Source organism: Streptomyces sp. B21-105 (assembly GCF_036898465.1).
GTDB lineage: Bacteria > Actinomycetota > Actinomycetes > Streptomycetales > Streptomycetaceae > Streptomyces.
On record NZ_JARUMJ010000001.1, the window covers coordinates 6,726,518 to 6,749,475 of the forward strand.

At 67.1% G+C, this 22,958-nt stretch carries 12 protein-coding genes, 1 tRNA gene, 3 rRNA genes and 2 pseudogenes; 14 read left to right on the forward strand and 4 right to left on the reverse strand.

From position 1 onward, the window contains the following. Positions 1–205: 205 nt before the first annotated feature. Positions 206–1,717 (forward strand): type VII secretion integral membrane protein EccD, encoded by a 1,512-nt coding sequence (gene eccD, locus QA802_RS30480; RefSeq protein WP_334529243.1) that lies wholly within the window; start codon positions 206–208, stop codon positions 1,715–1,717. Between the two features lie 97 nt (positions 1,718–1,814). Here eccD and QA802_RS30485 read toward each other — a convergent pair whose 3' ends face one another. Beyond that, positions 1,815–2,168 carry a DUF397 domain-containing protein gene (locus QA802_RS30485; protein ID WP_334529246.1) on the reverse strand — a complete coding sequence of 118 codons (354 nt, stop codon included), beginning with the start codon at positions 2,166–2,168 and terminating at the stop codon, positions 1,815–1,817. Between the two features lie 371 nt (positions 2,169–2,539). Here QA802_RS30485 and rpsO point away from each other — a divergent pair, with 371 nt between their 5' ends. The 5 genes from rpsO to QA802_RS30510 all read left to right on the forward strand — a co-directional run bounded on the left by rpsO (position 2,540) and on the right by QA802_RS30510 (position 8,098). Continuing rightward, complete coding sequence (gene rpsO / locus QA802_RS30490; protein ID WP_057579463.1) at positions 2,540–2,827, forward strand: 30S ribosomal protein S15; 288 nt, start codon at positions 2,540–2,542, stop codon at positions 2,825–2,827. A 410-nt stretch (positions 2,828–3,237) separates the two neighbouring features. Further along, the gene (locus QA802_RS30495) at positions 3,238–5,457 is read left to right on the forward strand and encodes a polyribonucleotide nucleotidyltransferase (RefSeq protein ID WP_319172345.1); all 2,220 of its coding nucleotides are present in this window, start codon (positions 3,238–3,240) and stop codon (positions 5,455–5,457) included. After that, positions 5,454–6,833 (forward strand): M16 family metallopeptidase, encoded by a 1,380-nt coding sequence (locus tag QA802_RS30500; RefSeq protein ID WP_334529250.1) that lies wholly within the window; start codon positions 5,454–5,456, stop codon positions 6,831–6,833. Before QA802_RS30495 ends, QA802_RS30500 begins: the two co-directional genes overlap by 4 nt. 44 nt (positions 6,834–6,877) lie before the next feature. Further along, the gene (dapB, locus tag QA802_RS30505) at positions 6,878–7,630 is read left to right on the forward strand and encodes a 4-hydroxy-tetrahydrodipicolinate reductase (RefSeq protein WP_334529253.1); all 753 of its coding nucleotides are present in this window, start codon (positions 6,878–6,880) and stop codon (positions 7,628–7,630) included. Between the two features lie 12 nt (positions 7,631–7,642). Further along, positions 7,643–8,098 (forward strand): tetratricopeptide repeat protein, encoded by a 456-nt coding sequence (locus tag QA802_RS30510; RefSeq protein WP_334529256.1) that lies wholly within the window; start codon positions 7,643–7,645, stop codon positions 8,096–8,098. Positions 8,099–8,328: 230 nt separating this feature from the next. On the opposite strand, the gene QA802_RS30515 is transcribed toward QA802_RS30510, so the two are convergent. Next, positions 8,329–8,880 (reverse strand): SCO5741 family PH domain-containing membrane protein, encoded by a 552-nt coding sequence (locus QA802_RS30515; RefSeq protein ID WP_334529259.1) that lies wholly within the window; start codon positions 8,878–8,880, stop codon positions 8,329–8,331. Positions 8,881–8,983: 103 nt separating this feature from the next. Then, positions 8,984–9,220 (reverse strand): hypothetical protein, encoded by a 237-nt coding sequence (locus QA802_RS30520; RefSeq protein WP_334529262.1) that lies wholly within the window; start codon positions 9,218–9,220, stop codon positions 8,984–8,986. Positions 9,221–9,426: 206 nt separating this feature from the next. On the opposite strand from QA802_RS30520, the pseudogene QA802_RS30525 reads away from it, so the two are divergent. The 8 genes and pseudogenes from QA802_RS30525 to QA802_RS30565 all read left to right on the forward strand — a co-directional run. Beyond that, a pseudogene (locus QA802_RS30525) lies at positions 9,427–9,717 on the forward strand (FAD-dependent thymidylate synthase); the annotation flags it as partial. Between the two features lie 105 nt (positions 9,718–9,822). After that, positions 9,823–10,926 carry an FAD-dependent thymidylate synthase gene (gene thyX, locus QA802_RS41695; RefSeq protein WP_443042303.1) on the forward strand — a complete coding sequence of 368 codons (1,104 nt, stop codon included), beginning with the start codon at positions 9,823–9,825 and terminating at the stop codon, positions 10,924–10,926. A gap of 205 nt (positions 10,927–11,131) precedes the next feature. Then, a complete protein-coding gene (gene dapA, locus QA802_RS30540; protein WP_334529265.1) occupies positions 11,132–12,031 on the forward strand; it encodes a 4-hydroxy-tetrahydrodipicolinate synthase in 900 nt (299 codons plus the stop codon). Positions 12,032–12,159: 128 nt separating this feature from the next. Then, positions 12,160–13,845 (forward strand): ribonuclease J, encoded by a 1,686-nt coding sequence (locus QA802_RS30545; RefSeq protein ID WP_319172338.1) that lies wholly within the window; start codon positions 12,160–12,162, stop codon positions 13,843–13,845. Between the two features lie 512 nt (positions 13,846–14,357). Continuing rightward, positions 14,358–15,883 (forward strand): 16S ribosomal RNA (locus QA802_RS30550). A gap of 320 nt (positions 15,884–16,203) precedes the next feature. Further along, a 23S ribosomal RNA gene (locus QA802_RS30555) occupies positions 16,204–19,327 on the forward strand. A gap of 90 nt (positions 19,328–19,417) precedes the next feature. Further along, positions 19,418–19,534: ribosomal RNA gene (gene rrf, locus QA802_RS30560) — 5S ribosomal RNA — on the forward strand. The 16S, 23S and 5S rRNA genes sit together here with 1 tRNA gene alongside, the layout of an rRNA operon. 247 nt (positions 19,535–19,781) lie before the next feature. Then, a tRNA-Thr gene (locus QA802_RS30565) sits at positions 19,782–19,854 on the forward strand. A gap of 58 nt (positions 19,855–19,912) precedes the next feature. Here the strand turns inward: QA802_RS30565 and QA802_RS30570 are convergent. Then, positions 19,913–22,653: pseudogene (locus QA802_RS30570) on the reverse strand (SpoIIE family protein phosphatase). Between the last annotated feature and the right edge of the window lie 305 nt (positions 22,654–22,958).

A 22,958-nucleotide genomic window follows, 5' to 3' on the forward strand; every position in this document is an offset into this window, starting at 1 on the left:
TTGCGAGGCCCCCGGGAAGTACCGTCCGCCACCCCGTGTCAGGCGGACGCAGGCCGCCGCGTGATCCTACTGACTGCTGGTACCACCGCGGGGCGGTAGGGTGCCGGATGTTCGCGTGAGCACACCGCGGGCCGCGCGACCGCACGAACCTGCGCGGGACCTTCACACAGCCGACGCGAGACCATCACTGAGGGGGAGCAGCAGGGTGAGCATCACGACCTCCGCGGCAGCCACCGGAGAAGGACGCGGCGCCGCAGCCGCGCCCGCGGCGGGGACGGGACTCGGCTTCTGCCGGGTCACCATCGTCGCCCCCGACAGCCGGATCGACGTGGCGCTGCCCGACGACATCCCGGTCGCCGACCTCTACCCGGAGATCCTCCGGCTCGCCCGGCAGAGCCCCGCCGAGGGCGCGCCGGTCGGCTACACCCTCGTCCGCCGGGACGGCGCCGTCCTCGACAGCTCGCGTTCGTTCGCCGCCCAGCACATCCTCGACGGCGAACTCCTCACGCTGCGCCCGTTCTCCGAGTCGCTGCCGCCCGCCGTCTTCGACGACGTGTCTGAGGCGGTCGCCTCCGCCGTCACCCGAGAGCACACCCTGTGGAGCGGCGAACTCACCCGTGCCGCAGGCCTCGTCGGCGGCAGCGTACTGCCGGCCCTGCTCGCCTTCGTCGCCTGGACCGGCGACCCGCGCCACGACATGAACAGCCTGCCCGGCGTCCTCGCCGCCGTCGTCGGCGTCCTGCTCGTCGCCCTCGCCGGCGTCCGGGCCCGCGTCTACGACGACCGCGGCTCCGCGATCGCGCTGGGCCTCGGCGCCCTGCCCAACGTGGCGGTCGCGGGCTCCGGACTGCTCCCGCTCGCCGACGGCCAGGGCATCGGCAAGCTGCAGTTCCTGCTGGCCTGCGCGGCCGTTCTGCTGGCGTCGGTGCTGCTCACCCTGTGCTCCCCGCGCGGCGACGGCCCGTTCGTCGCGTTCGTGGTCGCGTCCGGCGCCGGCCTCGCGGCGGTGTTCGCGGCGATGCTCGCGCACTGGAGCCCGGCCGAGACCGCCGCCCTGTGCGCCCCCGTCGGCGTGGGCGCGCTGGCGTTCCTGCCCGGCCTGTCCATGCGCTTCGCCCGCCTGCCGATCGGCTTCGACGCCCCGGACTCCTCCTCGCGCCGCGCCTACGGCGCAGATCCCGCGCCCCGGGAACCGGTCGACGCCGAGCGGATCGCCGCGCAGGCCCGCCGCGGCCACGAACTCCTGGTCGGCCTGGTCGGCGGCTGCGCGGCGATCACGGTCGGCGCCTGCGCGGTCCTCGGGTTCTCGGACGGCGTCTGGGCCCAGCTGCTCGCGCTGGCCACGGGCATCGCGCTGCTGATGCGCGCCCACCTCTTCCGCTACACCGCGCAGGTCGCCCCGGTGCTGGCCGCGGGCCTCGGCTCGCTCGTGCTGCTCGGACTCGGCCTGGCGCTCAACCCGCCCCACTCGGTGATCCGCGCCGCCCTCACCGGCGACCGCGCCGACCTGGACATCCGCACGGTCTGGCTGGTCGCCGCCGTCGCGGCGGCCGCGGCGATCGTCACCTCGATCGGCCTGATCACCTCGCGGGGCGGCCTCACCCCGTTCTGGGGCCGCTTCATGGAGATCGCCGAGGGCTTCGTCCTGCTGACGCTGGTGCCGCTGGCCCTGGCCGTCTTCGACGTGTACTCGGCAGTCCGCTCGATGACCGGCTGACCCCCTGGACGGGAGGGCCCCGGACAAGGAGGCCCCGGAACGGACCCACAGGGCGCCCGCTCCGAGGCCTCGTCACCGTCCCGCCGTGGTGCGGTGCCTACGTAGAAGACTCCGACGATTCCGACGACGCCTCCGTGCCTGCCGTACCTTCCGTGCCCTCTGCCGCCGTTCCGCCGTTGTGCGGCGCGGGCTCCAGGTCGAACTCGCCGTCCCGGGCGCCCAGCACGAAGGCACGCCACTCCGCCTCGGTGTAGCGCAGCACCGTCCCCGGGTCGAGCGAGGACCGCATCGCCACGGCGCCCTCGGGCAGACTGGCGATCTCGACGCGCTCCTCGTGATCCTCCGTGCCCGGCGCGCTCTTCCACTCGACGCCGGAGATGTCGAGCGCGTACAGCTCGTCCCGCTCCCGCTCCTTGCGCGCCTTGACTGCCTGGTCCTCGGCATCGGCCATGTCGGCTCCGACCCTTTCCTCTGATGTTCCCGCTGCCCCAACGAGCTGCAGCGCCACCCTACTTGCCCGCGTTCCCCCAGCTCAGAGGTTCTTCCGTTACGTTCCGTCCAGCCGGCGCCGCCCGTACACTGCCCTCCGTCACCCGAGCGCGGCCCGGCCGTCCGCCGCGATATCCGGGCAGGTCGGGCGCACCGGCCTGATACCCTGGCTCTCGGCCGTTTGTGTACGCACCCCCGGAAGCCCCCTCAGGCAGCCCCTGAAGGCTCTGGAGGTCGCGCCCAGCGGATCCCCGCCTCCCGAGTAACGGAAGCTCCCCCGAGACCAAGACCGGGGGCACTCGGTGGCCACTGAAAAGACTACGAGGAGTACGCGTGCCGCTCGACGCCGCTACGAAGAAGCAGCTCATCAGCGAGTTCGGTCAGAAGGAGGGCGACACCGGCTCTCCCGAGGTCCAGGTCGCCATGCTGTCCCGCCGGATCTCGGACCTGACCGAGCACCTCAAGACGCACAAGCACGACCACCACTCCCGTCGTGGTCTGCTGATCCTGGTCGGCCAGCGTCGCCGCCTGCTGCAGTACCTCGCCAAGAAGGACATCCAGCGCTTCCGTGCGCTGGTCGACCGCCTCGGCATCCGCCGCGGTGCGGCGGGCGCCAAGTAGGACGCCGTGAGGGGAGCGGTTCCCGGCAATCGGGACCGCTCCCTTTGCTGTACACCTCGATGCGCACCACTGCGCTGCGCATCGGCACGCACCACCGACAGGGCCCGTCGTACGCCCGACCGTGGAGCGGAAACATGCGGAGTGTCACCGACGCTTTGTAGTGTGGTAGCACAACGCCATACGTACGACACAGCCTGATGACGTGTACTCGCTGCGGGTAGACGTCACCACGCACACCGAACGAGGAGAGGCGCGCCCAGCCGCCGCCGGTCCTCGGTAGTGGCCCCCGGGAAAGAGATCCCCGGGTGCTTCGATCGAAGACCGGCCCGCACCGAGCGCTTCTCCGCCACCGTCCCCCTGCCACACGGGCAGCGAGGGACGAAAGACGACAAGTAACGGAGAAAATGCTAGTGGAGAACGAGACCCACTACGCCGAGGCCGTCATCGACAACGGCACCTTCGGCACCCGCACCATCCGCTTCGAGACGGGCCGCCTGGCCAAGCAGGCCGCCGGCTCCGCCGTGGCGTACCTGGACGACGACACCATGGTGCTGTCGGCCACCACCGCCTCCAAGAACCCCAAGGACCAGCTCGACTTCTTCCCCCTCACGGTGGACGTCGAGGAGCGGATGTACGCCGCCGGCAAGATCCCCGGCAGCTTCTTCCGCCGTGAGGGCCGCCCCTCCGAGGACGCCATCCTCACCTGCCGCCTGATCGACCGCCCGCTGCGCCCGTCCTTCCGCAAGGGCCTGCGCAACGAGATCCAGGTCGTCGCCACCATCATGGCGCTCAACCCCGACCACCTGTACGACGTCGTGGCGATCAACGCCGCCTCCGCGTCCACCCAGCTGGCCGGCCTGCCCTTCTCCGGCCCGATCGGCGGCGTCCGCGTCGCGCTGATCAACGGCCAGTGGGTCGCGTTCCCGACGCACACCGAGCTCGAGGACGCCGTCTTCGACATGGTGGTCGCCGGTCGCGTCCTGGAGGACGGCGACGTCGCCATCATGATGGTCGAGGCCGAGGCCACCGAGAAGACCATCCAGCTCGTCGCGGGCGGCGCCGAGGCGCCGACCGAGGAGGTCGTCGCCGCCGGTCTGGACGCCGCGAAGCCCTTCATCAAGGTGCTCTGCAAGGCCCAGGCCGACCTCGCCGCCAAGGCCGCGAAGCCGACCGGCGACTTCCCGGTCTTCCTCGACTACCAGGACGACATCCTGGAGGCCCTGTCCGCCGCCGTCCGCCCGGAGCTCGCCTCCGCGCTGACCATCGCCGGCAAGCAGGACCGCGAGGCCGAGCTCGACCGCGTCAAGGCGCTCGCCGCCGAGAAGCTCCTCCCGGAGTTCGAAGGCCGCGAGAAGGAGATCTCCGCCGCGTACCGCTCGCTCACCAAGCAGCTGGTCCGCGAGCGCGTGATCAAGGAGAAGACCCGCATCGACGGCCGTGGCGTCACGGACATCCGTACGCTCGCCGCCGAGGTCGAGGCCATCCCGCGCGTGCACGGCTCGGCGCTGTTCGAGCGTGGCGAGACCCAGATCCTGGGCGTCACCACCCTCAACATGCTCCGCATGGAGCAGCAGCTGGACACCCTCTCCCCGGTGACCCGCAAGCGCTACATGCACAACTACAACTTCCCGCCGTACTCCGTCGGCGAGACCGGCCGCGTGGGCTCCCCCAAGCGCCGCGAGATCGGCCACGGCGCCCTCGCCGAGCGCGCCATCGTGCCGGTCCTGCCGACGCGCGAGGAGTTCCCCTACGCGATCCGTCAGGTGTCCGAGGCCCTCGGCTCCAACGGCTCGACGTCCATGGGCTCGGTCTGCGCCTCCACCATGTCGCTGCTGAACGCCGGTGTGCCGCTGAAGGCCCCCGTCGCCGGCATCGCCATGGGCCTGATCTCCCAGGAGATCAACGGCGAGACGCACTACGTCGCCCTCACCGACATCCTCGGTGCGGAGGACGCCTTCGGCGACATGGACTTCAAGGTCGCCGGCACCAAGGAGTTCGTCACCGCCCTCCAGCTCGACACCAAGCTGGACGGCATCCCGGCCTCCGTCCTGGCCGCGGCCCTCAAGCAGGCCCGCGACGCCCGCCTCCACATCCTCGACGTGATGATGGAAGCGATCGACACGCCGGACGAGATGTCCCCCAACGCCCCGCGGATCATCACCGTCAAGATCCCCGTGGACAAGATCGGCGAGGTCATCGGCCCGAAGGGCAAGATGATCAACCAGATCCAGGAGGACACCGGCGCCGAGATCACGATCGAGGACGACGGCACCATCTACATCGGCGCCCAGGTCGGCTCGCAGGCCGAGGCCGCCCGCGCCACGATCAACGGCATCGCCAACCCGACCATGCCGGAGGTCGGCGAGCGCTACCTGGGCACGGTCGTCAAGACCACGACCTTCGGTGCGTTCGTGTCGCTGCTCCCGGGCAAGGACGGTCTGCTGCACATCTCGCAGATCCGCAAGCTCGCCGGCGGCAAGCGCGTGGAGAACGTCGAGGACGTGCTCGGTGTGGGCTCCAAGGTCCAGGTCGAGATCGCCGAGATCGACTCCCGCGGCAAGCTCTCCCTGATCCCCGTGATCGAGGGCGAGGAAGCCGCCGAGGACACGAAGGACGACTCCGACAAGTGACGTCGAGCAGCTCCCAGTCGACGGCCCGCACCTCTTCGGAGGCGCGGGCCGTCGCCCGTACCCAAACCCTGATCAAGGGCACGGCCGGCATCGGCGTCGTCCGCAAGACCACCCTGCCGGGCGGCCTGCGCATCGTCACCGAGACCCTCCCCTCGGTCCGCTCCGCCACCTTCGGCATCTGGGCGCACGTGGGCTCCCGTGACGAGACGCCGTCCCTGAACGGCGCCACGCACTACCTGGAGCACCTCCTCTTCAAGGGGACGACCCGCAGGTCCGCGCTCGACATCTCCTCCGCGATAGACGCGGTGGGCGGCGAGATGAACGCGTTCACGGCGAAGGAGTACACGTGCTACTACGCGCGCGTGCTCGACACCGACCTGCCGCTCGCCATCGACGTCGTCTGCGACATGCTGACCGGCTCCCTCATCCGCGAGGAGGACGTCAACGTCGAACGCGGCGCGATCCTCGAAGAGATCGCCATGACCGAGGACGACCCCGGCGACTGCGTGCACGACCTGTTCGCGCAGACGATGTTCGGGGACAACCCCCTCGGCCGCCCGGTCCTCGGCACCGTCGACACGGTCAACGCCCTCACCGCCGACCGCATCCGACGCTTCTACAAGAAGCACTACGACCCGACCCACCTGGTGGTCGCCGCGGCCGGCAACATCGACCACAACAAGGTCGTCCGTCAGGTCCGCGCGGCCTTCGAAAAAGCGGGCGCCCTCCAGAACACGGACGCGACGCCCATCGCCCCGCGTGACGGCCGCCGCGCGATCCGCGCCGCCGGCCGGGTCGAACTGATCGGCCGCAGGACCGAACAGGCGCACGTCGTGCTCGGCATGCCCGGCCTCGCCCGCACGGACGACCGGCGCTGGGCGCTCGGCGTGCTGAACACGGCCCTCGGCGGCGGCATGTCCTCCCGCCTCTTCCAGGAGGTCCGCGAGAAGCGCGGCCTGGCCTACAGCGTGTACTCGTACACCTCGGGCTTCGCCGACTGCGGCCTCTTCGGCGTGTACGCGGGCTGCCGCCCCAGCCAGGTGCACGACGTGCTGAAGATCTGCCGGGACGAACTCGACCAGGTCGCCGAGCACGGCCTGTCCGACGAGGAGATCGTCCGCGCAATCGGCCAGCTCCGCGGCTCCACGGTCCTCGGCCTGGAGGACACCGGCGCGCTCATGAACCGCATCGGCAAGAGCGAGCTGTGCTGGGGCGATCAGATGTCCGTCGACGACATGCTGGCCCGGATAGCGGCCGTCACCCCGGACGAGGTCCGCTCGGTGGCCCGCGACATCCTGGGACGGCGCCCGTCGCTGTCGGTCATCGGCCCGCTCAAGGACAAGCAGGCCGCGCGACTGCACGACGCGGTCGCCTGACACCCTCCGCCAGGCCTTCGGCAACTTCGGTAAGGAAGCAAGAGATGAGCAAGCTGCGCGTGGCGGTCCTCGGCGCCAAGGGCCGGATCGGCTCCGAAGCGGTACGGGCGGTCGAGTCCGCCGAGGACCTGGAGCTGGTGGCCGCCCTCGGCCGCGGCGACGACCTGGAGACGCTGACGCGGACCGGCGCCCAGGTCGTGGTCGAACTGACCACCCCGGCGTCGGTCATGGACAACCTCGAATTCTGCGTACGGCACGGCATCCACGCCGTCGTCGGCACCACCGGCTGGACGGACGAACGCCTCGCGCAGCTGAACGGCTGGCTGGCCGCGTCCCCCGCCACAGGCGTCCTCATCGCACCCAACTTCTCCATCGGGGCCGTCCTCACCATGAAGTTCGCGCAGATCGCCGCGCCGTACTTCGAGTCCGTCGAGGTCGTGGAACTGCACCACCCCAACAAGGTGGACGCCCCCTCCGGCACCGCCACCCGCACCGCCCAGCTCATCGCCGAGGCCCGCCGCGCGGCAGGCTCGGCACCGGCCCCGGACGCCACGGCGACGGCGCTGGACGGGGCGCGCGGCGCCAGTGTCGACGGCGTCCCGGTCCACGCGATCCGGCTGCGGGGCCTCCTGGCCCACCAGGAGGTCCTGCTGGGCGGCGAGGGAGAGACCCTGACCGTCCGCCACGACTCGCTGCACCACAGCAGCTTCATGCCGGGCATCCTGCTGGGAGCCCGCCGGGTGGTGTCGACGCCCGGCCTCACCTTCGGCCTGGAACACTTCCTGGACCTGAACTGAGCCTCTGACGTCATGCGCGCGAAGATCTCCTACGCCCTTACAGCCGCCGTCCTGGTGTTCTACTTCGTCCTGGTCGGCAGCCGCGGCGTCATGCTCATCCAGTCCGGCACGCTGCTGACCGTCACCTTCGGCGTGGCGGTGCTGATCCTGCCGGTCATCGGCGTCTGGTTCCTGTGGAAGAACACCCAGTTCGTCCGCCGGGCGAACGCGCTCGCCGTCGAACTCGACGCCGAGGGCGGTCTGCCCGTCGACGAGCTCAAGCGGACCCCGAGCGGCCGGGTCGACCGCGACTCGGCCGACGAGGTGTTCGCCGTGCGCAAGGCCGAGACCGAGGCGGCCCCCGAGGACTGGCGCACCTGGTTCCGTCTCGCCGTCGCCTACCACGACGCCCGGGACACCCCCCGGGCCCGCAAGGCCATGCAGCGGGCGATCAGACTGCACGACGGCAAGCCCGCCGAAGCCGTCTGACCCCCGCACTCCACCAACCCCTGATCTCCCGCACGCGACGAAGGGGCCGGCCCGCTCTCACAGCGGACCGGCCCCTTCGTGCGCACGGCGATCAGGACAGCCCCTAGTGCCGTGACCGGAGAGGTTCACCGGCTCGCGACGCCCGGCACGGCACTTCCCCAGCCTTCGGCCGGGGGTACCCCCACCACCGGACGCCGCGAGCTTCTCGGCAAACCTTTCCGGTCACGGCACTAGCCGCGCCGGTTCTCCGAGGCCCACGCCTCGACCGCGTCCGCCGCCCGGTCGAAGGCCTCGCCGCGCGCCAGGAAGTCCGCCCCGTGCGTGGTCAGCAAAGGCGTGCTCCCGGCGGGCCGGTCCCGTCGCACCAGGGTCAGGGCCTGCCCCTGGACAGTACGCGGCAGCCCCAGCCAGCGCACCGGCTGCTGCACGGTGTGCACCGCCCCGACCCGCTCCCACGGCAGCGTTCGCGTCACGAGGAACCCGACATGGCGCAGCCCGCGCGCGCTCACCCACACCCCCATGCGCAGCAGCCGCAGGGCGCCGATGATCACCAGCAGGGAACCGCCGAAGATCACGGCGGACTCGGACACCGAGCCGGTCAAGGCGATGATGACGGCCGCGAACAGCACGAACGAGGCGAGCAGCAGCGTCAACGCCGCGATCCCGACCCGCCAGGGGCCGGGCCGGTAGGGGCGCCGCCAGCGCTCATGGTCCTCGAAGGGCAATGCGACGTCGTCCGCCGCGTCGAACGGTCGGTCGGCCGTCAGAAAGGGCAGGGGCACGACTGGTCCTCACTCGTCCATGCGTGGGCTGTGCCCGGTGAGGCTATCCGCCTGTCCGCCCGCTCACCACCATCGGGGCCGTGGCGGCGGTACCGGCCCCGCGTCAGCGGCCCTGGGACGCCTGTGACTGCTGAGCCTGTGAGGAGTGGTCGACCCTCAGCGCCGGCATACCGATGACCAGCGATCCCACCAGCCCGGCGACGATGGTGAGCCCGAGCAGCCAACGCCCGGCTATCAGGCTCACGGAGGACCGCTCGGGGGCTGGGGCAACGACATTGCTCCGGAACTGGTCGGCCTCGGCGAGGAAGGCGAAGGAGACGGGCTCGCGCCGACGGAACATGATGGGTGCTTCCTCCTGGAACGGATGGGCATCGTCGAAACGGATGGGACATCTTCTACCGGTACAGACGAGCGAGTGCCCGAAAACGTGCCCCATATCGGCAGACGTCCCGGAGAAAGTCTCGCGGCATGCCCCTGCCCGTCCGGCCCAACGGCCCCCGTAGAGTTGGCGCCGCTCCGAAGACGCGATGGAAGGACCTCCGCACCGTGACCGACAGCCCCGCCGACGACCTCAAGCCCGGCTTCCGCAGCGACGTCACCGTCGAGCTGGTCAAGCACACCGCGTCCGACGCCGACGTGCTTTTCGCCGCCCGCGTCTCGACCGTCGGAGAGCAGTCCCTCGACGAGCTGGGCAAGGACCCCGAGCGGTCGAAGGGCCTGATCAACTACCTGATGCGGGACCGGCACGGCAGCCCCTTCGAGCACAACTCGATGACCTTCTTCATCAGCGCCCCGATCTTCGTCTTCCGCGAGTTCATGCGCCACAGGGTGGGCTGGTGCCTGCCGGGGGACGCCATGATCCGGGTCGGCACCAGCAAGAACGGCAAGGCCAAACGAATCGCGGACATTCATCGCGACTGGAAGATCGGTGTGCCCGATTCCATGGGGCGTACGCGCAGGCTGAAGTCCTGCCAGAACCTCCTGGCCGACACCGTCAACCTGGAGACCGGGTTGGCGGAGAAGGCGCCCATGGTCGACGTCTTCGAGTCCGGCGTGAAACCGATCCTCAGGGTGTCGACAACGAACGGCAAGGCTCTGCGGTGCACCGCGGATCACCGTGTATGGACTCCCGAAGGCTGGGTTCGCGCCGGCGATCTGCGCGTCGGTGACCGGATCGGACGATTGGGCCGCGTGGGGGCGGGCGAGCGGGTGGGCATCCCGAAGCGCCTGCGTGAGGGCATTCAGATCTGGACCACCGAGCAGCGAGCCGAGCTCGTAGCGCCCATGGACCTCTGTTACATCTGCGACGAGAAGTTCGAGGCCGAGGACCTGGAGCTGGATCACGTCGTCCCGGTGGACGCCGATCTGACGAAGGCACTCGACGTCGCGAACCTGCGACCGGCCTGCAAGCCGTGTCACCAGCGGAAGACCAACGGTGAGGGCGTGCCGATCGGGGCGCGCCGTCGTGCTCTCCAGAACGGTGTGCGTTGGGAGGGCGTTCTCTCCGTGGTGCCCGACGGGGAGGAGATGACCTACGACATCTCCATGCCGCCGCCGCACCACAACTTCATCGCGGACGGTTTTGTCGTACACAACTCGTACAACGAGGAGTCCGGCCGCTACCGGGAGCTCCAGCCGGTCTTCTACGTCCCCGGCGAGGACCGCAAGCTCGTCCAGCAGGGCCGTCCCGGCAAGTACGTCTTCGTCGAGGGCACCGAGGCCCAGCAGGAGCTGGTCGGCCGCACCATGGAGGACTCCTACGTACGGGCCTACGAGGCCTACCAGGAGATGCTCGCCGCCGGCGTGGCCCGCGAGGTCGCCCGCGCGGTCCTCCCGGTCGGCCTGTTCTCCTCGATGTACGCCACCTGCAACGCCCGCTCGCTGATGCACTTCCTCGGCCTGCGCACCCAGCACGAGCTGGCGAAGGTCCCGTCCTTCCCCCAGCGGGAGATCGAGATGGTGGGCGAGAAGATGGAGGCCGAGTGGGCCAGGCTCATGCCCCTCACCTACGCGGCCTTCAACGCCAACGGGCGTGTCGCGCCGTGACACGCACGGGCCACGGAGACGTATGTGCGGATCATCCGCCCGAAGTGTCCGTATTGCGGCATTTAGAGAAGTTCATCTAGCCTGATCAAACGGACCCGGCACTGCTTGAACCCCCGAGCAGGCAGTGCCGGGTTCCCTCTTTGTCATGACTTTTCGCGCCCCCCGAGGGCAGACCCCACGGTGAGCAACGAGTAGCGTGTCACCCATGGCTCCGACCTCCACTCCGCAGACCCCCTTCGGGCGGGTCCTCACCGCCATGGTCACGCCCTTCACGGCGGACGGCGCGATCGACCTCGACGGCGCACAGCGGCTCGCCACCCACCTGGTGGACGCAGGCAACGACGGCCTGATCGTCAACGGCACCACCGGCGAGTCGCCCACCACCAGCGACGCGGAGAAATCGGATCTGGTACGAGCCGTCCTGGAGGCCGTCGGAGACCGGGCCCACGTGGTCGCCGGAGTCGGCACCAACGACACCCACCACAGCGTCGAACTGGCCAAGGCGGCCGAGACGGCGGGCGCACACGGCCTCCTGGTCGTCACCCCGTACTACAACAAGCCCCCGCAGGAGGGCCTGTACCGCCACTTCACGGCCGTCGCCGACGCCACCGCACTGCCGGTCATGCTCTACGACATCCCCGGCCGCAGCGGAGTCCCGATCAGCACCGAGACGCTGGTCCGCCTCGCCGCGCACCCCCGGATCGTCGCCAACAAGGACGCCAAGGGCGACCTCGGCCGCGCCGGCTGGGCCATCGCCCGCTCCGGCCTCGCCTGGTACTCCGGCGACGACATGCTGAACCTGCCGCTGCTCTCCGTGGGCGCGGTCGGCTTCGTCTCGGTCGTCGGCCACCTGGTCACCCCGGAGCTGCGCGCCCTGGTCGAGGCCTTCACCGCCGGCGATGTCCAGAAGGCCACCGAGATCCACCAGAAGCTGCTCCCCGTCTACACGGGCATGTTCCGCACCCAGGGCGTCATGACGACGAAGGCGGCGCTCACCCTGCAGGGCCTGCCCGCGGGACCGCTGCGCCTGCCCATGGTCGAGTGCTCCCCCGAAGAGATCGAACAGCTCAAGATCGATCTTGCCGCGGGCGGGGTACAGCTCTGACAACGGACTTCACAACTGAATAGGCAGGCCACCGGTGCCTGCAATCCACAACGACAACTGCTTCTGCACGAACGTCATGCGCGCCACGTGCCCACCGGTACGTGGCGCGTGTGTGTGAGGAGAGTCTTTTGAGTCATCCGCATCCGCAACTCGCTCCGCCCCCGCAGCTGCCCGAGGGCGGCCTCCGGGTCACCCCGCTCGGCGGCCTCGGTGAAATCGGCCGGAACATGACGGTCTTCGAGTACGGCGGCCGTCTGCTGATCGTCGACTGCGGCGTGCTGTTCCCCGAGGAGGAGCAGCCCGGCATCGACCTGATCCTGCCGGATTTCTCGTCCATCCGGGACCGCCTCGACGACATCGAGGGCATCGTCCTCACCCATGGTCACGAGGACCACATCGGCGCCGTCCCCTACCTTCTCCGCGAGAAGGCGGACATCCCGCTCATCGGCTCCAAGCTGACCCTCGCCCTCATCGAGGCCAAGCTCCAGGAGCACCGGATCCGCCCGTACACCCTCGAGGTGGCGGAGGGGCACCGTGAGCGCATCGGTCCGTTCGACTGCGAGTTCATCGCCGTCAACCACTCGATCCCTGACGCCCTCGCGGTCGCGATCCGCACGCCCGCCGGCATGGTGGTCCACACCGGCGACTTCAAGATGGACCAGCTTCCGCTGGACGGCCGGCTCACCGACCTGCACGCGTTCGCACGCCTGAGCGAAGAGGGCATCGACCTTCTTCTCTCCGACTCGACGAACGCCGAGGTCCCCGGTTTCGTGCCGCCCGAGCGGGACATCTCCAACGTGCTGCGCACGGTCTTCGCGGGAGCCCGCAAGCGGATCATCGTGGCCAGCTTCGCCAGTCACGTCCACCGCATCCAACAGATCCTCGACGCGGCGCACGAGTACGGCCGCCGGGTCGCCTTCGTGGGCCGCTCGATGGTCCGCAACATGGGTATCGCCCGGGACCTGGGCTATCTGAAGGTCCCGCCGGGTCTCGTCGTGGACGTCAAGACCCTCGACGACCTTCCGGACCACGAGGTCGTGCTGGTGTGCACGGGTTCCCAGGGCGAACCGATGGCGGCCCTGTCCCGCATGGCCAACCGTGACCACCAGATCCGCATCGTCCCCGGTGACACGGTGATCCTCGCGTCGTCGCTCATCCCGGGCAACGAGAACGCGGTCTACCGGGTGATCAACGGTCTGACCCGATGGGGCGCGAACGTCATCCACAAGGGCAACGCCAAGGTGCACGTCTCGGGCCACGCGTCCGCCGGCGAGCTCCTGTACTTCTACAACATCTGCCGCCCGAAGAACCTGATGCCGGTGCACGGCGAATGGCGGCACCTGCGCGCCAACGCCGAGCTGGGTGCCCTGACGGGCGTCCCGCACGACCGCATCGTGATCGCGGAGGACGGCGTGGTCGTCGACCTCGTCGCGGGCAAGGCGAAGATCACCGGCAAGGTCCAGGCGGGATACGTGTACGTCGACGGCCTCTCGGTCGGCGACGTCGGCGAGCCGGCCCTGAAGGACCGGAAGATCCTGGGTGACGAGGGCATCATCTCGGTCTTCGTCGTCGTGGACTCCTCCACCGGCAAGATCACCGGAGGGCCGCACATCCAGGCCCGCGGTTCGGGCATCGAGGACTCCGCCTTCTCGGCGGTCACCCCGAAGATCGCCGAGGTCCTGGAACGCTCGGCCCAGGACGGCGTCGTCGAGCCCCACCAGCTGCAGCAGCTCATCCGCCGCACCCTGGGCAAGTGGGTCTCCGACACCTATCGCCGCAGGCCGATGATCCTCCCGGTCGTGGTCGAGGTCTGAGCGACGGACGGCCCCTCGTACGCGTGAACCCCGAGCGGGGCTCCCCGATTTGCATCGGGGAGCCCCGCTCCAGTACGTTTACGGCTCCGCCTGAACGGGAACCCGGTACACCTCGTGCCCCGGATCCACTCCCGGGAGGGGCCGGGAAAACCGACTCAGAACTTCTGATAAAGTCGGAAACGCCGGAAAGGGAAACCGCGAGATAAGCGGGGAACCTGGAAAGCACCGAGGAAATCGGATCGGGAAACGGTCTGATAGAGTCGGAAACGCAAGACCGAAGGGAAACTGCCCGGAGGAAAGCCCGAGAGGGTGAGTACGAAGGAAGCGTCCGTTCCTTGAGAACTCAACAGCGTGCCAAAAATCAACGCCAGATATGTTGATACCCCGTCCCCGGCAGTGATAGCCGAGGATGAGGTTCCTTTGAAACAAACACAGCGAGGACGTTGTGAACGCCGGGCTTATTCCGCTCGACGTTCCGCTCTCGTGTGTGCGATCCCGATCACGGGAAAACATTCACGGAGAGTTTGATCCTGGCTCAGGACGAACGCTGGCGGCGTGCTTAACACATGCAAGTCGAACGATGAACCACTTCGGTGGGGATTAGTGGCGAACGGGTGAGTAACACGTGGGCAATCTGCCCTTCACTCTGGGACAAGCCCTGGAAACGGGGTCTAATACCGGATACCACTTCCACTCGCATGGGTGGGGGTTGAAAGCTCCGGCGGTGAAGGATGAGCCCGCGGCCTATCAGCTTGTTGGTGAGGTAACGGCTCACCAAGGCGACGACGGGTAGCCGGCCTGAGAGGGCGACCGGCCACACTGGGACTGAGACACGGCCCAGACTCCTACGGGAGGCAGCAGTGGGGAATATTGCACAATGGGCGAAAGCCTGATGCAGCGACGCCGCGTGAGGGATGACGGCCTTCGGGTTGTAAACCTCTTTCAGCAGGGAAGAAGCGAAAGTGACGGTACCTGCAGAAGAAGCGCCGGCTAACTACGTGCCAGCAGCCGCGGTAATACGTAGGGCGCAAGCGTTGTCCGGAATTATTGGGCGTAAAGAGCTCGTAGGCGGTCTGTCGCGTCGGATGTGAAAGCCCGGGGCTTAACCCCGGGTCTGCATTCGATACGGGCAGACTAGAGTGTGGTAGGGGAGATCGGAATTCCTGGTGTAGCGGTGAAATGCGCAGATATCAGGAGGAACACCGGTGGCGAAGGCGGATCTCTGGGCCATTACTGACGCTGAGGAGCGAAAGCGTGGGGAGCGAACAGGATTAGATACCCTGGTAGTCCACGCCGTAAACGGTGGGAACTAGGTGTTGGCGACATTCCACGTCGTCGGTGCCGCAGCTAACGCATTAAGTTCCCCGCCTGGGGAGTACGGCCGCAAGGCTAAAACTCAAAGGAATTGACGGGGGCCCGCACAAGCAGCGGAGCATGTGGCTTAATTCGACGCAACGCGAAGAACCTTACCAAGGCTTGACATACACCGGAAACGGCCAGAGATGGTCGCCCCCTTGTGGTCGGTGTACAGGTGGTGCATGGCTGTCGTCAGCTCGTGTCGTGAGATGTTGGGTTAAGTCCCGCAACGAGCGCAACCCTTGTTCTGTGTTGCCAGCATGCCCTTCGGGGTGATGGGGACTCACAGGAGACTGCCGGGGTCAACTCGGAGGAAGGTGGGGACGACGTCAAGTCATCATGCCCCTTATGTCTTGGGCTGCACACGTGCTACAATGGCCGGTACAAAGAGCTGCGAAACCGTGAGGTGGAGCGAATCTCAAAAAGCCGGTCTCAGTTCGGATTGGGGTCTGCAACTCGACCCCATGAAGTCGGAGTTGCTAGTAATCGCAGATCAGCATTGCTGCGGTGAATACGTTCCCGGGCCTTGTACACACCGCCCGTCACGTCACGAAAGTCGGTAACACCCGAAGCCGGTGGCCCAACCCCTTGTGGGAGGGAGCTGTCGAAGGTGGGACTGGCGATTGGGACGAAGTCGTAACAAGGTAGCCGTACCGGAAGGTGCGGCTGGATCACCTCCTTTCTAAGGAGCACTTCTCACCGATCCCTTAGGGGTGAGGTCAGAGGCCAGTTCATCGGCGAACGTCCGATGCTGGTTGCTCATGGGTGGAACGTTGATTATTCGGTCCGGTTTCCGGGTCGGAGGCTTGCGAGTACTGCTCTTCGGAGCGTGGAAAGCATGATCTCCGGGCGGGATCGGGTCGGGCACGCTGTTGGGTGTCTGAGGGTGCGAGCGTTTTCGCTTGCCCTTCTGATGCCGGTCCCAGTGAACTCCAGCTCAGGTTGGGGGTGATGGGTGGCTGGTCGTTGTTTGAGAACTGCACAGTGGACGCGAGCATCTGTGGCCAAGTTTTTAAGGGCGCACGGTGGATGCCTTGGCACCAGGAACCGATGAAGGACGTGGGAGGCCACGATAGTCCCCGGGGAGCCGTCAACCAGGCTTTGATCCGGGGGTTTCCGAATGGGGAAACCCGGCAGTCGTCATGGGCTGTCACCCATACCTGAACACATAGGGTATGTGGAGGGAACGCGGGGAAGTGAAACATCTCAGTACCCGCAGGAAGAGAAAACAACCGTGATTCCGGGAGTAGTGGCGAGCGAAACCGGATGAGGCCAAACCGTATGCGTGTGAGACCCGGCAGGGGTTGCGCATACGGGGTTGTGGGATCTCTCTTTCACAGTCTGCCGGCTGTGAGGCGAGTCAGAAACCGTTGATGTAGGCGAAGGACATGCGAAAGGTCCGGCGTAGAGGGTAAGACCCCCGTAGTCGAAACATCAACGGCTCGTTTGAGAGACACCCAAGTAGCACGGGGCCCGAGAAATCCCGTGTGAATCTGGCGGGACCACCCGCTAAGCCTAAATATTCCCTGGTGACCGATAGCGGATAGTACCGTGAGGGAATGGTGAAAAGTACCGCGGGAGCGGAGTGAAATAGTACCTGAAACCGTGTGCCTACAAGCCGTGGGAGCGTCGGACGTCAAGCTTGCTTGGCGTCTCGTGACTGCGTGCCTTTTGAAGAATGAGCCTGCGAGTTTGCGGTGTGTTGCGAGGTTAACCCGAGTGGGGTAGCCGTAGCGAAAGCGAGTCCGAACAGGGCGTTTCAGTAGCACGCTCAAGACCCGAAGCGGAGTGATCTAGCCATGGGCAGGTTGAAGCGGAGGTAAGACTTCGTGGAGGACCGAACCCACCAGGGTTGAAAACCTGGGGGATGACCTGTGGTTAGGGGTGAAAGGCCAATCAAACTCCGTGATAGCTGGTTCTCCCCGAAATGCATTTAGGTGCAGCGTCGTGTGTTTCTTGCCGGAGGTAGAGCACTGGATAGGCGATGGGCCCTACCGGGTTACTGACCTTAGCCAAACTCCGAATGCCGGTAAGTGAGAGCGCGGCAGTGAGACTGTGGGGGATAAGCTCCATGGTCGAGAGGGAAACAGCCCAGAGCATCGACTAAGGCCCCTAAGCGTACGCTAAGTGGGAAAGGATGTGGAGTCGCAGAGACAACCAGGAGGTTGGCTTAGAAGCAGCCACCCTTGAAAGAGTGCGTAATAGCTCACTGGTCTAGTGATTCCGCGCCGACAATGTAGCGGGGCTCAAGCGTACCGCCGAAGTCGTGTCATTGCGATATATACCCCCAACGGGGATCGTGATGGGTAGGGGAGCGTCGTGTGCCGGGTGAAGCAGCACCGGAAGGTAGTTGTGGACGGTTCACGAGTGAGAATGCAGGCATGAGTAGCGATACACACGTGAGAAACGTGTGCGCCGATTGACTAAGGGTTCCTGGGTCAAGCTGATCTGCCCAGGGTAAGTCGGGACCTAAGGCGAGGCCGACAGGCGTAGTCGATGGATAACCGGTTGATATTCCGGTACCCGCTGTGAAGCGTCAAACATCGAACCAGGCGATGCTAAGTCCGTGAAGCCGTTCCGGACCCTTCGGGGAATGGAAAGTGGTGGAGCCGACGGACCAGACTTGTAGTAGGTGAGTGATGGGGTGACGCAGGAAGGTAGTCCATCCCGGGCGGTGGTTGTCCCGGGGTAAGGGTGTAGGACGGTGTGTAGGCAAATCCGCACACCACATAGTCTGAGACCTGATGCCGAGCCGATTGTGGCGAAGTGGATGATCCTATGCTGTCGAGAAAAGCCTCTAGCGAGTTTCATGGCGGCCCGTACCCTAAACCGACTCAGGTGGTCAGGTAGAGAATACCGAGGCGTTCGGGTGAACTATGGTTAAGGAACTCGGCAAAATGCCCCCGTAACTTCGGGAGAAGGGGGGCCACGCTTGGTGAGAGGACTTGCTCCTCGAGCTGGGGGTGGCCGCAGAGACCAGCGAGAAGCGACTGTTTACTAAAAACACAGGTCCGTGCGAAGCCGTAAGGCGATGTATACGGACTGACGCCTGCCCGGTGCTGGAACGTTAAGGGGACCGGTTAGTCACTCTTCGGGGTGGCGAAGCTGAGAACTTAAGCGCCAGTAAACGGCGGTGGTAACTATAACCATCCTAAGGTAGCGAAATTCCTTGTCGGGTAAGTTCCGACCTGCACGAATGGCGTAACGACTTCTCGACTGTCTCAACCATAGGCCCGGTGAAATTGCACTACGAGTAAAGATGCTCGTTTCGCGCAGCAGGACGGAAAGACCCCGGGACCTTTACTACAGTTTGATATTGGTGTTCGGTTCGGCTTGTGTAGGATAGCTGGGAGACTGTGAAGCTCGGACGCCAGTTCGGGTGGAGTCGTCGTTGAAATACCAGTCTGGTCGTGCTGGATGTCTAACCTGGGTCCGTGATCCGGATCAGGGACAGTGTCTGATGGGTAGTTTAACTGGGGCGGTTGCCTCCTAAAGAGTAACGGAGGCGCCCAAAGGTTCCCTCAGCCTGGTTGGCAATCAGGTGTTGAGTGTAAGTGCACAAGGGAGCTTGACTGTGAGACCGACGGGTCGAGCAGGGACGAAAGTCGGGACTAGTGATCCGGCGGTGGCTTGTGGAAGCGCCGTCGCTCAACGGATAAAAGGTACCCCGGGGATAACAGGCTGATCTTCCCCAAGAGTCCATATCGACGGGATGGTTTGGCACCTCGATGTCGGCTCGTCGCATCCTGGGGCTGGAGTCGGTCCCAAGGGTTGGGCTGTTCGCCCATTAAAGCGGTACGCGAGCTGGGTTTAGAACGTCGTGAGACAGTTCGGTCCCTATCCGCTGCGCGCGCAGGAATATTGAGAAGGGCTGTCCCTAGTACGAGAGGACCGGGACGGACGAACCTCTGGTGTGCCAGTTGTTCTGCCAAGGGCATGGCTGGTTGGCTACGTTCGGGAGGGATAACCGCTGAAAGCATCTAAGCGGGAAGCCTGCTTCGAGATGAGTATTCCCACCCACTTGATGGGGTAAGGCTCCCAGTAGACGACTGGGTTGATAGGCCGGATGTGGAAGCCCAGTAATGGGTGAAGCTGACTGGTACTAATAGGCCGAGGGCTTGTCCTCAGTTGCTCGCGTCCACTGTGTTGGTTCTGAAACCACGAACAGCCCCATGCCATGGTCACGGTGTGGTGCGGCTGAACAGTTTCATAGTGTTTCGGTGGTCATAGCGTGAGGGAAACGCCCGGTTACATTCCGAACCCGGAAGCTAAGCCTTACAGCGCCGATGGTACTGCAGGGGGGACCCTGTGGGAGAGTAGGACACCGCCGAACAATCATTCAAAAGGGTTGGGCTCTGGACCTCGGTTCAGGGTCCAACCCTTTTTTGTATGTGGCCACTTGGTGTTCATGAATCCCGCCGGCTGCGCGAAGTCGGGCTGCGGGCCGGGCGGTTGTCGGCTCCCGGTCAGCGGGCAGCCTCGGATCGCCGTCGGACCGCCACCTGAACGAGTTTGGAACACCGGCTCGTTCGGGGTAAGATCTGTTTCGTTGCCGCGAGGGAGACCTCGAGAAGTGACCAGCCCCCTTAGCTCAGTCGGCAGAGCGTCTCCATGGTAAGGAGAAGGTCAACGGTTCGATTCCGTTAGGGGGCTCCGCACAGAGAAAGCCCCCCCACCCTTCCGGGTGGGGGGCTTTCTCATGCCCGCCTTGTCACGCCACGCGCATGGCCAGGATCGCCATGTCGTCCGACGGGGCGTCGGACGCGAAGCGTTCCACCGCGCGCATGATGCGAGCGGCTACCGCGCCGGCCGTGAGACCCGTGCACGTGGTGAGCACGTCGGCGAGGCCGTCGTCCCCCAGCATGCGGGAGCCCTCGCGGCGCTCGGTGACTCCGTCGGTCACGCAGAGCAGGACGTCGCCCGGGTCGAGGGTGACGGTCTGCTCGTAGAGCTCCAGGTCCTCCATGACGCCGAGCAGCGGCTGCGGTTCTGCGGCCGGCTCGACCGTGCCGTCCTGGCGCAGCCTGAGGGGGAGCGGGTGACCGGCGCAGACGACCTTCAGCTCCGCGCTGCCGTCCTCGCGCGGGCGCATCTCGCCGTAGAGCAGGGTCAGGAAGCGGCTGCGGGCGCCCTCGTCGAGGATGGCGGAGTTGAGACGCTCGAGGACCGCAGGGCCGCTGAGGCCCTCCCTGGCCAGGAGGCGAAGAGCGTGCCGGGCCAGGCCGGTGACCGCCGCCGCGTTCGGGCCCGTGCCGCAGACGTCACCGATGGCGAAGCCATAGACGCCCTCGCTGATGGGGAAGACATCGTAGAAGTCGCCGCCCACCTCGTTGCCCTCTCCGGCTGCCCGGTAGATGACCTCGACCTCCACGCCGTCGATCTTGGGGGTCTCCGGGGGAGGAGGCTGCGTTGGAGGGCCTGGCTGATGGCCGTGCGCTCCGAGTACAGGCGGGCGTTGTCGAGGGCGAGGGCCGCTCGGCGGCTCAGGTCCTCGGCCAGTTCCAGGATCTCCTGGCGGAAATGCTCGTCGGTGGGCTTGCCGAGGGTCAGCATGCCGATGACGCGGTTGCGGGCGACCAGGGGCAGGACGACGGTCTCGCCGCCGACGGCGGACGCAGTGGCGAGGGTGGGGCCGATACCCGAGGCCACCTGGTACGTCGGGCCGCCGGTCAGGCCGAGGCTGCGCATGGAACTGCGCAGGGCCGCGTCGTGCGCGGCCGCGGCGGGAGCCGGCCATACCCGGGCGCCGGGCGTGGGAACCGGGTCGGGCGGGGCGATCTTCGAGAGCAACGACTTGATGCCGTCGATCAGTTCCTCGTCCTCGTGCAGCACGTAGGAGAGGTACGGGTCGGAGGCCTGGTCGGCGATCGTGTAGACCGCGCACCACGTCGCCAGCGTCGGCACGGTCATCTGGGCCATCAGGGCGAGGGTCTGGTCGCGGTCCAGGGTGCCGGCGAGGAGGTCGGACGCCTCGACCAGGAAGCTGAGGGAACCCCGGCGCAGGCGTTCCAGCTCGCCGAGACGGGCCGACTCCACGGCCAGCGCGATGCGATCGGCCGCGAACTGGAGGCGCAGCGCCTCCTCGTTGGAGTAGCGGCCGTGGGCCTCGGCCGCGACGCCGAGGGAGCCGGTCAGGCGGCCCTCGACCTTCAGCGGGACCGTCACGACCGAGCGCATACCCGTACCGCTCAGCAGGGGGACGGCGCCGGGGACGGCCAGGAGGTCCTCGTGGACGGCCGGCATCCGGGCCGAGCCGTAGCGGCCCGGGCCGGCCGCGACGGGCACGCGCGCGAAGCGCTGGCGGGCGGAGGGCAGACCTGTGGAGGCGCGCACCTCCAGCTCGGTCTCGTCGTCGGTGGCAAGGAGGAGGAAGGCGGAGTCGCCGTCGAGCATGTCGCGGGCGCGTTCGACCGTGCGCTGGAGGAGGCCGTCGAGGTCGTCGGGGGCCGGCGAGCCGATGAACACCTCGAAAGGATCGGTGCTCTGGCCGTCGGAGATCGTGGTGCTGTCCGCGGTCGGTACGCGCGCGGGGGTCTGCAGGACTGCGCGTTCGTGGTCGCGGACGAGCAGGCAGACGGTGGAGGGCTCGCCTTCGGTGTCACGGACGCGGAGGTGGGAGGCGTAGACCGGGGTGACCCGGCCGTCCGCGCACCGGATGCCGTAACTGCCCTCCCAGCGGGAGAGTTGGAGCGCCTCGACGATCCCGGTGCTGGTGCCGGGGGTGTGCGGCCAGGCGGCGAGGTTGGTGAGCGGCTTGCCGGTGACCTGGTCGGCGGGATAGCCGAACAGTTCCTCGGCGTCCTCGTTCCAGGCGGAGACTGCCCCCGCGCGGTCGATCTGGACGACGGCGACCCGGACCCGGCTGTCGGCGAGGGGCAGGAGGTCGGCGGGCAGCGACGGGCCGGCGGTGCGGGTGCCCACCGGGCGGTCGGGGAGGTCGAGTTGGAACCAGACCTGTTTGTGGGTGGACGTGTAGTCGACGCCCCAGCGGGCGGCGATGGCGGCGCACAACTGCAGGCCGCGGCCGCCCTCGCGGTCGGGGCTGCCCATGGTCGCAGGGGAGCCCTGGAGGGGGATCTCGCGTTCCGGATACCGGTCGGCCACCTCGATGCGGACCTCGCCGTCGCTGCGCAGGCACAGGACGTCGGCGTGGGTGCCGGCGTGGACGACCGCGTTCGTCACCAGTTCGCTGGTGAGGACCACCGCGTCGTCGATGATGTCGGCGAACCCCCAGCCCTGGAGGGTGTCGCGGACGAAGGCGCGGGCGGTCGCCACGGATCGCCCCACGGGCTCGAAACTGGCAGCCGCGCGCGCGGTGATCACAGAACTCCTCGGCCGGTCGTCGACGTGCAGGGCTCCCTGGCCGGTCAGGTGGCCCCGCTGGTGGGGCGGACGCGTGCCTGAGGACCGGGGGTCCGGGGTCTGTCCCCCCGGGATCAGTCCGGTGGTCATGTGTGCGGCCGCCCCTCCGATGCCCGCTCGTGCTCGTGCCACCGCCCAGGCCGGGGGGACCGGCGTGGCTGGGAGGCCGTATGCAAGGTTACTTACCTTCCCGGTCCGCGCGGATGCCGGACGGCTGTGTTTCCGCCCCAGGGGTGTGCGGACGATGTGCGAAGCTGCCGAACTGTTATGGCCTGGTTCGGCAAGGGTGAAACACTGGGCAGGCTTCTTGTGAAGGTCCGGGCAGACTGGGTGTCTTCTGAGTACAGGGGGCAGTAGCTCCCGGGCCCGCCTGGTTTGATCGGGCGGGACTACCC